The 13384-nt window shown below is 64.4% G+C and carries 15 protein-coding genes; 5 read left to right on the top strand and 10 right to left on the bottom strand.

The window, feature by feature from the left end; all coding sequences use genetic code 11:
* Window positions 1–49: 49 nt before the first annotated feature.
* Both MRY84_RS21600 and MRY84_RS21595 read right to left on the bottom strand, forming a co-directional pair.
* Window positions 50–1375 carry an ATP-binding protein gene (locus tag MRY84_RS21600; RefSeq protein WP_291507731.1) on the bottom strand — a complete coding sequence of 442 codons (1326 nt, stop codon included), beginning with the start codon at window positions 1373–1375 and terminating at the stop codon, window positions 50–52.
* Complete coding sequence (locus MRY84_RS21595; protein WP_291507730.1) at window positions 1372–2130, bottom strand: response regulator; 759 nt, start codon at window positions 2128–2130, stop codon at window positions 1372–1374. The genes MRY84_RS21600 and MRY84_RS21595 overlap by 4 nt, the downstream gene beginning before the upstream one ends.
* Window positions 2131–2309: 179 nt before the next feature.
* Between MRY84_RS21595 and MRY84_RS21590 the strand changes: the two genes are divergently transcribed.
* The 4 genes from MRY84_RS21590 (at window position 2310) to MRY84_RS21575 (ending at window position 5516) form a co-directional block, all read left to right on the top strand.
* The gene (locus MRY84_RS21590; protein ID WP_291507729.1) at window positions 2310–2786 is read left to right on the top strand and encodes a DUF2147 domain-containing protein; all 477 of its coding nucleotides are present in this window, start codon (window positions 2310–2312) and stop codon (window positions 2784–2786) included.
* A complete protein-coding gene (locus MRY84_RS21585; RefSeq protein WP_291507728.1) occupies window positions 2783–3502 on the top strand; it encodes a cytochrome c biogenesis CcdA family protein in 720 nt (239 codons plus the stop codon). The genes MRY84_RS21590 and MRY84_RS21585 overlap by 4 nt, the downstream gene beginning before the upstream one ends.
* 26 nt (window positions 3503–3528) lie before the next feature.
* Window positions 3529–4110 carry a thioredoxin family protein gene (locus MRY84_RS21580; protein ID WP_291507727.1) on the top strand — a complete coding sequence of 194 codons (582 nt, stop codon included), beginning with the start codon at window positions 3529–3531 and terminating at the stop codon, window positions 4108–4110.
* Window positions 4111–4193: 83 nt separating this feature from the next.
* Window positions 4194–5516, top strand: a complete 1323-nt coding sequence (locus tag MRY84_RS21575; RefSeq protein WP_291507726.1) for a serine hydrolase — start codon at window positions 4194–4196, stop codon at window positions 5514–5516.
* 41 nt (window positions 5517–5557) lie between these two features.
* Here the strand turns inward: MRY84_RS21575 and MRY84_RS21570 are convergent, their stop codons facing one another.
* Both MRY84_RS21570 and MRY84_RS21565 read right to left on the bottom strand, forming a co-directional pair.
* Window positions 5558–5995, bottom strand: coding sequence for an OsmC family protein (locus MRY84_RS21570; protein WP_291507725.1), 438 nt, complete (start codon window positions 5993–5995; stop codon window positions 5558–5560).
* Between the two features lie 282 nt (window positions 5996–6277).
* On the bottom strand, window positions 6278–6571 hold the full coding sequence (locus tag MRY84_RS21565) for a 4Fe-4S binding protein (protein ID WP_291507753.1): 294 nt from the start codon (window positions 6569–6571) through the stop codon (window positions 6278–6280).
* Between the two features lie 128 nt (window positions 6572–6699).
* Between MRY84_RS21565 and MRY84_RS21560 the strand changes: the two genes are divergently transcribed.
* Window positions 6700–7023, top strand: a complete 324-nt coding sequence (locus MRY84_RS21560; protein ID WP_291507724.1) for an acylphosphatase — start codon at window positions 6700–6702, stop codon at window positions 7021–7023.
* A 175-nt stretch (window positions 7024–7198) separates the two neighbouring features.
* Here MRY84_RS21560 and MRY84_RS21555 read toward each other — a convergent pair whose 3' ends face one another.
* The 6 genes from MRY84_RS21555 to MRY84_RS21530 all read right to left on the bottom strand — a co-directional run bounded on the left by MRY84_RS21555 (window position 7199) and on the right by MRY84_RS21530 (window position 12630).
* Window positions 7199–7612, bottom strand: coding sequence for a YkgJ family cysteine cluster protein (locus MRY84_RS21555; protein ID WP_291507723.1), 414 nt, complete (start codon window positions 7610–7612; stop codon window positions 7199–7201).
* Window positions 7609–8130, bottom strand: a complete 522-nt coding sequence (locus tag MRY84_RS21550) for a GNAT family N-acetyltransferase (RefSeq protein ID WP_291507722.1) — start codon at window positions 8128–8130, stop codon at window positions 7609–7611. The genes MRY84_RS21555 and MRY84_RS21550 overlap by 4 nt, the downstream gene beginning before the upstream one ends.
* 576 nt (window positions 8131–8706) lie before the next feature.
* Entirely contained in the window at window positions 8707–9588 is an 882-nt protein-coding gene (locus MRY84_RS21545) for a plasmid partitioning protein RepB C-terminal domain-containing protein (protein ID WP_291443612.1), read from the bottom strand.
* Complete coding sequence (locus tag MRY84_RS21540; protein ID WP_291443614.1) at window positions 9585–10487, bottom strand: ParB/RepB/Spo0J family partition protein; 903 nt, start codon at window positions 10485–10487, stop codon at window positions 9585–9587. The genes MRY84_RS21545 and MRY84_RS21540 overlap by 4 nt, the downstream gene beginning before the upstream one ends.
* Window positions 10484–12046 (bottom strand): recombinase family protein, encoded by a 1563-nt coding sequence (locus MRY84_RS21535; protein WP_291507721.1) that lies wholly within the window; start codon window positions 12044–12046, stop codon window positions 10484–10486. The genes MRY84_RS21540 and MRY84_RS21535 overlap by 4 nt, the downstream gene beginning before the upstream one ends.
* A 155-nt stretch (window positions 12047–12201) precedes the next feature.
* Window positions 12202–12630 (bottom strand): hypothetical protein, encoded by a 429-nt coding sequence (locus MRY84_RS21530; RefSeq protein ID WP_291507720.1) that lies wholly within the window; start codon window positions 12628–12630, stop codon window positions 12202–12204.
* Between the last annotated feature and the right edge of the window lie 754 nt (window positions 12631–13384).

Genomic DNA, 13384 nt, shown 5'->3' with positions numbered 1-13384 from the left:
TGTGTCGACAGAAGGGCCACTGTAGCAATGGGTGGTGCCCAGCTTGGCACTACAGCTGCGGGCCGGGCAGTTCGACGCGTGCCTCCAGGCCCGGGCCGTCGCCGCGCGGCTCCAGCACCAGCTGGCCGCCCAGCGCCTGCGCCAGTTCGTTCGCAATCGCCAGGCCCAGGCCGGTGCCGCCGGTGCTGCGGTTGCGCGAGTCTTCCAGCCGCACATAGGGCTGCAGCACCGCGGCCAGTTCGTTGGCAGGGATGCCCGGGCCCCGGTCCAGCACCCGTACCAGCCATTGGCCGTCGTGGCCGGCCTCCAGGCTCAGTTCGGCCGCGCCCGCAAACTTGAGCGCGTTGTCCACCAGGTTGCACACCAGGCGGCGCAGGGCCTGGGGACGGGTGTCGCAGGTGCCCAGCGCGGCGTGCAGCAGCTGCACGGGCAGGCCCGCATCGGCGTAGTCGAATGCAATGCTTTGCACCAGCGCGCGCAAGTCCACGCGCTGCAGGGGCTCCTTGATCGCCTCGGAAGAGCGCGCGTAGGCAATGCCCTCTTCCACCAGCGACTGCATCTCGGCCAAGTCCCCGTGCAGCTTGTTGCGCAGCGCGGCATCGTCCAGCAGGTCGGCGCGCAGGCGCAGGCGGGTGATGGGTGTCTGCAGGTCGTGCGATACGGCCGCCAGAATCTGCATGCGTTCATCCAGGTGCGCCTGGATGCGCTGCTGCATGCGGTTGAAGGCCTGGGCGGCGCGCTGAACCTCGCGCGGGCCATCCTCTGCCAGGGGCGCGGCGGGGCGGTCGCGGCCCAGGGCATCGGCCGCATCGGCCAGCGTGCGCAGGGGCTGTGTGGCAGCGCGAACGGCCCAGGCGCACAGGGCCACCAGCAGGGTGAGCTGCAGCGCCAGCGCGCCCAATACCCAGGGCGAGATCTGCAGCCGGGGCGTGTCCATGTCCACGGCCAGCGGGGTGCCGTCGCTCAATTGCAGCTGCAGGCGCAGTTCGGTGCCGGGCAGGTGGGGGTCGATCACCTGCACGGGCTGGTCCGGGGGCAATGCCGCTGTCACGGCGGTGGCGACAAGGCGCGCCATGCCCGAGGGGTCTTCGGGTGCGTTCAGGGGCGGCGTCAGCACAAACCGGTAGTTGCGGCGCGCCAGCCGGTCCACCCACTGCGCGCGCTCTGCCGCGGGCAGACGCTCCAGCATGGCCACGGAACTGGCCACGTCGCTGGCCAGGTACGACACCATGGCGCGGCGCATGGTCATGCCACGCTCGGTGAATGCCAGCACCAAGGTGAGCGCGTGGGCCAGCGCCAGGCCCAGCGCCAGCACCAGCAGGATGCGCCCGAAGAGCGAGCGCGGCCACGGCAGGCGCGATGAGCGCGGCGTCATGCGGCCGTCCTTTCGGGCGTGGCCGCTGGCTGCACGTCGGCGCAGAACACGTAGCCCTCATTGCGCACCGTCTTGATGTAGCGCGAGCCTCGCGCCTCGTCCCCCAGCCGCTGGCGCACACGGCTGACCAGCAGGTCGATGGAGCGGTCGAACACATCGGCATCCCGCCCCTGCGTGAGCTGCAACAGCTGGTCGCGCGTGAGGATGCGCTGCGGGTGGTCCAGCAGCACGCGCAGCAGGCGGTATTCAGCACCCGACAGCGCCACTACCGCGCCCGTGGCATCGAGCAGGTGGCGCGCCGTGGTGTCCAGCCGCCAGCGGCCAAACGCCAGGTGGCGGGCAGGCTCGGCCATGACCAGGTTGGGCGGCAGCATGCGCGTGCGCCGCAGCACGGCGTGGATGCGCGCGAGCAGCTCTCGCGCGGCGAAGGGCTTGGTCAGGTAGTCGTCCGCGCCCAGCTCCAGGCCCAGGATGCGGTCGGCCTCGTCGCTGCGCGCGGTGAGCATGATGATGGGCAGCGGCCGCGCGCCCGGGCTGCGCAACTCGCGGCACAGCGCGATGCCGTCGGTGCCGGGCAACATCAGGTCCAGCACCAGGAGGTCGACGCGCTGCGTGGCCAGCACCTCGCGCATCTGCCGGCCATCGGCCGCCACGCTCACCTGCAGGCCCTGGCGCTGCAGGTACTCGGCCACCAGCTCGCGGATGCCGGCGTCGTCATCGACGATCAGGATGTGGTCTGCAGTGGACGTGCTCATGGGCCTGGATTCTCCGGGGTTTGCCCCGGCCGCGGGGGTGGCGCGGCAGGCCGTGTGTATCTGAACTTGTCTGGCGGCGCTGCCGACACGCACGCATACCAAAAGGCCCAGCCACGAAATATCACCGATACGTCCGCTGGCTTCAATGCGGTCTTCCTGAACTTCACGAGGACCTTGCCATGAAGATGAACCCCTGGATGAGCACGGGCGGGCTGCTGGCGCTGTGCGTGGCCCCCTGGGCCAGCGCCCAGCAATCCCTGGCCGCTGCGCCTGCCCAGGCCCCGCTGGGCCGCTGGATCACCGAAAGCGGCAACCTGGAGGTGGACATTGCGCCGTGTGCTGGCGCGGCCCTGTGCGGCAAGGTGGTGCGCGTGCTGGGCAACCGCTCCATGAGCGCGCCGGGCACCGAGATGGCGGCGGCCGACGCGGGGCCCGCGCTGGGCATGACCCTGCTGTCGGGCCTGCGCCCCACCGATGGCCGCAACACCGAGTACCGGGGCGAGATCTACAACCGCGAGAACGCCAAGACCTACCGAGCCACCTTTACCCCCGCCGAGCCCGGCCAGCTGCTGGTGCGCGCTTACGTGGGCATTCCGCTGTTCGGCAAGACGCAGGTGTGGCGCCGCCCCGCCGCCGAGCACGGGGGTGTGCAATGACCATGGCCGCCACCTCGCCCTGGCTGGCCGTGGCTGCGGGCATGCTCACCGTGGGCGCGCCCTGCGTGCTGCCCATGCTGCCGGTGGTGCTGGGCGCGTCGGTGGCCGGCGGCACCGCGCAGCGCACGCGGCCGCTGTTCATTGCGCTGGGCTTTGCGCTGTCGTTCGCGGCCGTGGCACTGCTGTTCAGCAGCTTCACGCAGGTGCTGGGCGTGTCGCCCGAGGGCTTGCGCCGGTTCGCCGCCGTGATGCTGCTGGTGTTCGGCGTGCTCACCGTGTGGCCCCGGCCCTTTCAATGGCTCAGCCTGCACGCGGGCGGGCTGGTCAACCGTGTGGCCGGCTTGGGGCGTAGCTCATCGGCCGGCAACTGGGGCGGCCTGCTGCTGGGACTGAGCCTGGGCGCCGTGTGGACGCCCTGTGCCGGGCCGGTGCTGGCTTCCATCCTCACCCTCATCGCCACCGAGCCGCCCGGGATCAGCACCGCGGTGCTGTTGCTCGCGTATTCCACCGGCGCCGCAATCCCCATGCTGGCCATTGGCTACGGCGGCCAGGCGGCGGCCAGCCATGTGCGCCGCATCTCGCGCCATGCGCACCGTGTTCAGCAGGCCTTTGGCGTGGTGGTCATCGCCGTGGCGCTGGCCATGCTGCTGGAGCTGGATGGGCAGGTCACCGCCTGGCTTTCACAGTTCTATCCCTCGGGTTCTGGCGGGCTGTAAGCCGCCCGCAGCAAGGAGTTTTCACCATGACATCGCACCCTTCCTCACCCATCTCGTTTCAGCGCCGCACGTTCCTGGCGTCTGCAGCCTCCGTGGCTGCTGCCGTGGCGGCACCCGCCCTCACCCACGCAGCAGGGCCCACCGTCCAGGCCGCCACCTTGCCCGACTTTGGCGCGGCGCCTGAGTTCACCGGCATCGAGCGCTGGCTCAACTCCGAACCGCTCACCCTGGCCCAGCTGCGCGGCCGCGTGGTGCTGGTGGACTTCTGGACATATGCCTGCATCAACTGCATTCGCACGCTGCCCCAGGTGAACCGCTGGGCCGAGCTGTACACGCCCCAGGGCCTCACCGTGGTGGGTGTACACACGCCGGAGTTCCCGTTCGAGCGCACCACCAGCAACGTCGAGGTGGCCATGCGCCGCCATGGCGTGAAGCACCCCGTGGCGCAAGACAACCGCTACGGCACCTGGAGGGCCTACAGCAACCAGTACTGGCCCGCCGCCTACCTCATCGATGCGCAGGGCCGCATTCGCTACAAGCACTTTGGCGAAGGCGAATACGACCGCACCGAAGCCGTGATCCGCGCGCTACTGGCGGCGCGGGCGTAGGCCTGCCTTTCATGTCACCGCCTCTTTCCTTTTGTTCGTTTCCCTCGCCCCTCCGCATTCACCTTTTGCAGGACTTTCGCACCATGCTGTTCCCCCGCCTCCCGTTTGCCCTGGTCACCCTCGCCGCTGCCGCAGCAGCCCTGGGCATGGCCTCCATCAGCCATGCCCAGGCGCCCCAGCTGCCGCCACCCGAGGCCACCCACCCCGTCACGCTGCAACTGATGCAGGGCTTTCCGCCGCCGCCCGACAAGATCGTGCGCCTGGCCAACATCCTCAAGTACCCCAACGTGCGCTGGGCCGCGCAGCACCTGCGCGAGCTGGGGCCTACCGCGGCCGTCTGGCGCGGCGCAGGCACGCCCAGCACCCTGCCTGCTGCTGCACGTGCGCTGGACGACGCACTGGCCTTTGCCGACGGCAAGGGCGGCACCACCACGCTGGCCGACTGGCAGAAGGCCACCTACACCGACGGCCTGCTGGTGCTGCACCGTGGCCGCGTGGTGTACGAGCGCTACCCCGCGGGCCTGCAGGCCCACCAGCCGCATGTGTTGTGGTCCATGAGCAAGTCCCTGGTTGGCCTCTTAGTGACCGAGCTCATCCAGGAAGGCCTGATCGACCCGAACGCGCTGATCCCCCGCTACCTGCCCGAGCTGGCCACGAGCGCCTGGGCCGACGCCACGGTGCAGCAGGCGCTGGACATGACCACCGGCGTGCAATACGCCGAGAACTTTGCCGACCCCGCGTCCGGCGTGTTCCAGTACCTGGCCGCCGCCGGCCTGCAGCCCGCGCCGCCCGGCAGCAGCGCCGCCAAAAGCATGGCCGAGTTTTTGCCCACGCTGAGGAAAGACGGCGAGCACGGCAGCGCGTTCGCCTACAAATCGGTGGACACGGAAGTGCTGGGCTGGCTGCTACAGCGCGTGACGGGCAAGCCCTACGCGACGCTGCTGTCCGAGCGCATCTGGTCGCGCCTGGGCGCGCAGGAAGATGCCTATGTGTTTGTCGATGCGAACGGCGGCCCCTCGACCAGCGTGGGCGTGAACGCCACGCTGCGCGACCTGGGCCGGCTGGGCGAAATGCTGCGCGCCAACGGCCGCTTCAACGGCCAGCAGATCGTTGCGCCCGCCACCATCGCCGAGCTGCGCAAAGGTGCCGATCCCGCCCAGTTCGACAAGGCCCCCGGCACGGCCATGCGCGCGGGCTACTCGTACCACAACCAATGGTGGGTGCCGCACGACGCGGACGGCACGCTGGAAGCCAAAGGCCTGATGGGCCAGCACCTCCACATCAATCCGGCCGCGGAGCTGGTGGTGGTGAAGTTGTCCACCCACCCCGTGCCCAACACCGCCTTCACCCACGCGCTGGACCGGCAGGCCTTCGCCGCGTTGGCACGCGCGGTGAGGGCACTGTGAGGGGGCAAACATGGTGCAGAGCCCGCAGGCGCCGCTAGTTGCTACTTCACCAGCGTAGCGGTCAGCGTGATCTCGGGCACTGCCGCCAGCGCCTTCGACAGCGGGCAGTTGGCCTTGGCGTCGGCCGCCAGCTTCTGGAAGGCGGCTTCGTCCAGCCCCGGCACCTTGGCGTTCAGCGTGAGCGCGATGCGGTCGATCACGAAGCCATCGCCGTCCTTGGACAGCCGCACGCTGGCGGTGGTGTCGATGCTCTCGGTGGCAATGCCTGCCTTGTCCGCCGCGAACGAGAACGCCATGGTGAAGCACGCCGCGTGGGCCGCGCCCACGATCTCCTCGGGGTTGGTGCCCTTGCGGTCGTCACCGAAGCGGCTGGCAAAGCCGTAGGGGTATTTGTCCAGCGCACCCGTTTCGGTGCTGATCTGGCCCTGGCCGGCCTTGCCGGCACCTTCCCAATGAACGCTGGCTTTCTTTTCGGGCATGCGGGAGTCCTCTGCAGTTGGAAAGGGCCGATGAGACCACGGCCGGGCTGACGAGCGGGTGGGCGCGGGTGGCGTGGTGGTGTGGGCCTTGTCCTACGTCGTGTGGTGCAGCGCTGTGCTTGCGGGTGGTACGCAGTCTTTTTCGGCTCTGGCGCTTGTTTATCAAGCGCAAGCAGCTATCAGTTCGATAGCGTTCAGGGTGAGTGGAACACCGATGGTGTCGGGGGCCGTCTACCCGACCTGCCTGGTTGCTCCTAGCTTGCCGCGTGGGGCAAAGGGCCATCAGCCTGCGTCGACCATGTCATCCGCCACCCGCGTGCGCACCATGCGGATGGCATCGAACGGGCAGCGCACCGCGCACAGCGCGCACCCGGTGCAGCCATTGGCGTCATGCAACTGTGATCGCTTGGGCCCCCAGACGGCTCTGCCCTGCTGCTGCGGTTGGCCGGACGGTGGCGGCAACACCTGCAGCGACAGCACATGCGGCGCGCACACGCCCACGCACCAGCCGCAGCCGGTGCAGCGGTCGGTGTCGATGGCGGGCAGGGCCTTGGGCGGGGTGCGCGAAGACGGCATGGTCATGGTGCGAACGCGGCGGGCCACCTTGTGGGCCGGCAGCGCCAGACCGCAGCTTACGCGCGCGGCTGGGGCGGGTCGAGCCCGGCCGGTGGGGGCCGGTGCAGGGTGGCGCGCTACAGTGCGGCATGTCCCCGAACACCGCCTCGCCCACCGACACCCCCTCTGCGCCTATCACCCGGCACCTGTGTATCCGCGGTCGGGTGCAGGGCGTGGGCTACCGCTGGTCCCTGGTGATGGCCGCCCGGCAGCGCGGTGTGCAAGGCTGGGTGCGCAACCGCCGCGACGGCAGCGTGGAGGCCGAAGCCACCGGCCCCGCAGAAGCCGTGCAGTCCCTGATCGACTGGGCCCACCATGGCCCGGAGCATGCAAAGGTCGAAGCGGTGGAGGTGCACAGCCTGCCGGCGCCCACCGAGCCACTGGCGGGCTTTGTGCAGCGCGAGACCGTGTAGTCCGGGCGCTGGCTGGCTGCGTGGCGGCGCTGGGCGGTCCTGCTTGATGATTTAGTCTGGCGCCGCTGATGCACAGTCATCAGCAGACAGCATTGCGCGCTGCAGCCCACCCTCGGTATTGATCCCTGACTTCATCGACGCGCCGCCGCTGCAGATGGGGCGCGGCGCGATGGCTTCACCCCTTGCGCCGCAACTCCCGCGCACCGTAGGCGCAGTACCCTGGCTTGGGGCTCTTCTTCTGCGGGTGCAGCCGGCAGGTCTCGGGCCGCTGGTCATACACCGTGCACAGCCGCGTCTTGGGGTCCAGAAAGTTGCAGTCCCCACTCGCCCGGCGCGCCATCGTGAAGATCGCGTTCTTGTGGTTGAAGTGGTCGATCAACTTCGCTTTCTGCAGCCGCTTGGCAATGTGGCGGATTTCTTCATGCTCCGCCTCGAACGGGTCCACCAGCTCCAGCCGCACCAGGTCCGAGAGCTGCACCTCCAGCGGCATCGTGCAGCAGTTGGCCGCGCAGGTTTCGCACAGGCCCGCGCGGTAGCGGGTCCAGGTGTCGAGGCGGTCGACATCAACGATGGCGATGGGGGATCTCATGGGGCGGGTGTGGGCGGCTGCAAGTCCAGCGACTGCACCTGCGCCGCCAACGCGTGCAACTCGTTCCCGGTGAGACGGTACCGGATCCACTCGCTCTGCGGGCGTGCGCCGAGGCTGTCATACAGCGCGATGGAGGGTGTGTTCCAGTCCAGCACGCTCCACTCGAAGCGTCCGCAGTCATGGTCCACCGCGATGCGTGCGAGTTGCCTGAGCAGCGCCATGCCCGCGCCCTTGCCGCGGTGCTCGGGCGATACGTAGAGGTCTTCCAGATACAGGCCGTGGCGGCCCTGCCAGGTGGAGTAGTTGAAGAAATACACCGCAAAGCCCACAGGGGTGTCGCCGTCCTGGCAGATCAGGCCATGCACCTTGGGGTTGGCGCAGAACAGCGTGCGGTGCACATGCGCGGGCGTGGCCAGCGCCTCTTGCTCCGCTTTTTCATAGATGGCCAGCTCCCGCACGAAGTGCAGGATCAGGTCGGTGTCGTCAACGGTGGCGGGACGGATGGCGAGATGGGTCATGCGAAGAGGGTCGGGCAAAGGGCACAAAGGCCACCCAAGGGTGGCCTTCCTGAATGCGCGAGCGGCGGTAGGGGGCGGCGAATCGATCGACTGACGATCTGTAGGTTCTCACTGAACCTGCAAACCCAGGGCCTTGCAAACCAATCACATTTGCAGTTCCAATGGGAACGGCTCTAGAAATCATTCCCACAAACCTGCAAAGATCCTACATACCACCGGTGACACCAGGGAGCGCACCCCCTTGGACGCACTTTCCTCCCAAGTTTACCCCTTGGGGTATTCCACACGGTGTTGATGATGGGTGGTGGATTGCCCCAACCCATGACTAGTGGCTCCCTGCAAGTCGATCTCTTGGGGTGGGAAGGTGAAATACGCTGATTGTGAAGGCTCTTGAGCCCAAGAGAAACGCAAGGCATAACTCGCGTCACCGTCACCGTCACCGTCACCGTCACCGTCACCGTCACCGTCAGCGCCAGAGTCGGCTGTTTCGGAAGGGGTTCGGCGGTTAGGTAGTGATGTTCAGTGCTACCAAAGCTGGATCCGCTGCCCTCATATACATATGGAGCTGAAACGCGCTCACGTTTCTACGGTCGTCATCTCCACGATCTTGGCGAATTCTTCCAAGACCTCGGGGAAGTGGGTCTGCATGTACCGCAGCACGCGCGCGTTGTCTACGAGCTTGACGATGTAGCCTCGGGCGATCATCAAGTTCAGCATGTCCTCGCTGTGCGATTGCTCGGCCAGCTTGTACTGCCCCAGCAGGTTGGTCATCTCGTTTTCCATCCGAGCCACCTGCTCTTGCGACATCGCGGCGCTTCGAACCGTCTTCTTACCGCCGACCAGCATTTCTTCTGGTGTCGCCGCGAGCATCGCACGGGCGTAGCTGGCAGTCACCGTGTTGGCGGCCACCATCAGTTCGGCGCACTCGACCTGACGAGTGGGCTTCATACGTCGCAACACTGCGGTCACTTCTGTCGAGAATTGGTGGTCTTTCAGAATCCTGGCCACCTCATCACAAATCCCGTCGAGCAGGCTGCGCTTCTTTTGCAGCAAGCTCACATCAATGCACAACCCCTTGGCTAGCTTCGCTGCAGAAATGCCCCGATCCATCGCGCGGCGGATCATGATGTGCTCTTGGATAGTCGACAGGCGGTTCAGCTGGTTGTTGTACGTGAAAGACTCGTCGTCGGTGGAGACCAGGCAGGGAATCTCGTTGAGCTCCAGCTCTTTCATGGCCATTAAGCGCAAATGCCCGTCCAGGATGAGATGCCGTGAGGTCTTGCGGTCGACCGCTGTGACCACCAGGGGCTCAATGAGACCGATCTCGGCGATGGATTCCTTGATCTGCCGGAACTTGTACGTCGCTGTGATCTTTTGGTCGAGTTTGACCGATGGAAGAATTCGGTCGACCTCAATCATGAGCGGTTTGGGCAGAAACCCAAGGGTCGTGGATGTCATACAGAGCCTCCACTGCGGGAAACGCGTTCCGCGAGGTACTTGGGCAAGGTGTCCAGCCCCTCCAGTCGAAGGATGTTGACCAGGTTCTCGTCGCCCAACATCTTTCTCAGTGCGCCGTATACAAAGAAAAGTCGCTGCTGGACGAGAGACGACTTGCGGATCATGATGCGCTGGCGCTCAACCTCTGTCTTGTAGGCACGCACCAAGCTAGACGAGGTGATGTCGACAGGCTTCCGAGGCGTGGAACGCGCGATGGAGCGTCCTAGAAACTGGCGCCGCTCCACCAGCTTCTTGGCGTACATCAGCTGCGGGCCACGTAACTCGCCAGATTCGTAGGCTTCTTGCATTGCCATCTGCACTGCCTTGTCGTCGTTGCCGGCACCAACGATGAGAATGGCCACGGTAATCGGCATCTTGCCGCGCTCGACGGCAACCAAAAGTCGCTCTTCCCCCTTGTCGACCAACTCAAGAATGTGCCGCACATAGGACTCGTGCAGGTTGGTTTTGCGCGCGATGTCTTGGACGGAATGGCCTTTGTCGCGCAGCAACGTGATGCCGCGCAGCAGCTCCAGTGGTTGATGCCGTCTCCGCGCGACATTCTCCGCGAGGCTCATGACGAACGCATCTTCGTCGGAGACCATGACCACAAGCGCTGGAATGCGCTTCTCCCCCAGTTGTTGGAATGCCTTGAATCGCCCTTCGCCGCACACCAGTACGTAGCGCTCTGCACCGTCCTCGCCCGGACGCGGTGTGACTGTCACAGGCTTCTTCAGACCAACTGCTCCGATGTTTTCCACAATCGCGCTGAATTTGCGCTGGTTGCGCTCGCGCGGATTAAGGATCTCAATGCGGTCCATCGGGATCATGCGCAGCTCGGGCAGAGAAAGCGGCTCGGTCATGCCGCTCTCCGCAGCCGGGTTCGTGCTGCCATTCCATAGAAGTAGTCCAGGTTGTCGAACCGGTAGTTCTCCAGTTCCACCGGATTGCGTTCTCCCAAACTGATGCGGGGATTGCCGAAGTCCAGTCTTGGCCACAAGTAGTAGTCCAGAGCAGACTGGTTGGAGAGATCCAGACGTACCGCTACCGTGAGATCGGGCGCAAGGCCAGTGTCGAACCGCATCTTCCAGAACAATTGTCCTGACTCGCGCCGCCGACAACGAGCCAGAACGATGGAGACGCTGAACTCCTCGTTGACATACAGGAGATTGGTGAGTGGATCGCGTCGTACGCTACCGCCCAACGCCGCCATCTTCTCCTCGGTTTGCACGACGATGGCGGGATGCATTCGGCGCAGATGCCGGTTAATTTCGACGTACTGAAAATCGCGCGATGGGACGAAGCCAACAAGTTGGTAAGCACGTACCAAGCTGCCGAAGCGATGGGCGTAGACCGAAGAGGATGGCATGCCCTCGGTTGAATTGATGATGAGCCCAGACAGCGCCTGGCGGTGCTGATAGAGGTTGCGAAGTCGCTCAATCAATTCTTCGTCTGAATAGCGGCGCGAGCGCGCGCGGATGATGCCTTGTGCCGTGTAGAAGTCCTCCTTGGCGACGATGGCGGGGAAGGCGTCCTCCTTGCGAATCCACATGTCTGAAGGATTGACCACTCTCAGCTTGCGAAGCTTGAAGGACACCCGGTTGTAGACGTTGCTGCCGATGTACTTTTCGTTGATGAGGACCTCATGAACAGTGGCTCTGTTCCATTCGCGACCCAGATCGGTGCGGATGCCCGAGCAGTTCAATCGCGAGGCGATCTCCGTCTCAGACAAGCCGTCATTGACAAACCATCGGTAGATGCTTTGGACCACCTGCACCTCTTCCTGGGGTCCAGGCACCAAAACGACGCGGTCGGTCTGCAAACTTTTGTGCTCGCCGCGTGCCAGTTCTGCCTTACTAGCACCCGTCTGATCAACTAGTAGTCGGCGCAATCCAAAGCCCGCAGGCCCTCCTTGCCGATAACCTAACTCGATCAGCCGGCACTGGCCTGCAAACACTTTCGTCGACAACTCTCGGCTGTACTCGCCAGCCATGGTTCGCTTCACTCCCTTGACGATGGTTGAGATGGGCGAGCCATCGTTCTCAAACTGTTCCGCGCAGTAGACCACCTGAATACCCGCACGCTTGCACCGATATTCGTAGTACGCGCTCTCATCCGCATCTTGGAAGCGACCCCAACGGCTAACGTCGTAGACGAGTACCATGGAGAAGTCCGCAGCACCCGATTCCACGTCCTCAATGAGCTGTTGCAAGGCAAGCCGTCCGGCAATCCGAAGCCCGCTCTTGCCTTCGTCGGCATAGGTTTTCACCACCTCGATGCCGCGTTGCTGGGCGTACTCCCGAATGCGAGCGACTTGGTTGTGTGTGGAGTATTGCTGGTGCTCGGTCGACATCCGCACGTACTCTGCCGCGCGGAAGTTCGATTGCCCATTCTGTGGCAGTGGAAGATCGCCTTTATCCATCGTGCAGCTCCTCAACGGACTCGTGGTGCTGCGCCACGAGGTCATCGGCTACCTGGAAACATCTCCCGGGTCAGCAACGGCAACACCACACTACCAGCGTCATCATCTGTTGGCGATGAAGTCCTCTCTTTGCAATCACGCGTCTCCGAACAGGTTCAAGGCGCCAAGCTGATCTGGACAATCCATTCCTGCTGTCCTGCCAACGTAGCCGGGGCGATTGCAATGAGTTTGAAGATGCCCAATACGGGCAAGGCTTGTGGTGACGCGTCACTCTTTGCAATTGGGGACGCGTGCAAAGCAGAGGAGCGCCGCGCATTGCGTTGCTTCTGCCGTTGCCGATTGGCAGCTGTGTATTCGGGGTGTGATTCGCGGTAACGGCGCCAATAGTCTGGATGATTCCTGCGCCAGCTAGACTGGGCCTGAGCCTGGTTCTCGTGGTAGTCATCGTCAGTCTTGCGCTTCGTCTTTTGCCACAAGCGTTTGCGTGACTGCTGACACTCTGGCTTTGCGCAGTACAACTGGTGAGGGGTTTGAGGCCGGGGTTCAAACAACTCTCCGCACGCATTGCACCAGCGCTTTTCCATGGTGAATCTCCAGTCAGAACAGGAAGGGAGATTGAATTTCAGGATAGCTGCTTTCAGTGTCAATTTCCACGTAGAGCTGGCAGTCAGGGGGTGAAGGCCATTTCTGAACTGAACTCAACGCTCTAGGGCATGCGGTTGATGCCTGTTCTCGACGAGTGGGCGGACACTGTATGAGTGATTGAATATGGGTCGCTGGGATGCCCTGAGACGTATCCAAACACAGCCGGGAAACTGGCTCCCGCGAACTAGCTTTTTGCGGACGCTTCACCCGATGGGGCCATGGGGCAGCAATCGGTGAATTGTTTATACAAGTGAGTCACTTTGTCCATTCGGCGCTGTGATCCCATGAGATTGGCAAGCATTCGGTAAGCCATGTGCATGAGCCCATTGGAGATTCGAATCAGATTCATTGCCATCTCCACCGGAAATCCCTCACGCACACGGCGAAGCGGGTGAATCCCGCTGTGGACATACGAGTTCAAGGCGTGTCGTGAATACTCGTTGAACTCCGCCAGATGCGCGGTCAACCCAGCGGGTGCTGCTCGCAACACCTTTGAGAGCATCTCAGTAGCACTTGGGAGATTTTTGGCTGCAAGCTCGGCTTCCGGCGTCAGTTCTCTGCCTAGCTTTTCGATCTGTGCTGGAGTCGCCGCGAAAAGGTGAATCGCCCCGGTTTTTGAGGAGGCTCAACACTCTGAGAGGATTGAGCCATGAAGAAGACGAACAAGTTCTCGCCCGAGGTGCGTGAGCGCGC

The organism is Acidovorax sp. (assembly GCF_022763525.1).
Taxonomy (GTDB): Bacteria; Pseudomonadota; Gammaproteobacteria; order Burkholderiales; family Burkholderiaceae_C; genus Acidovorax.
This window is presented reverse-complemented; position numbering and strand designations above follow the sequence as displayed.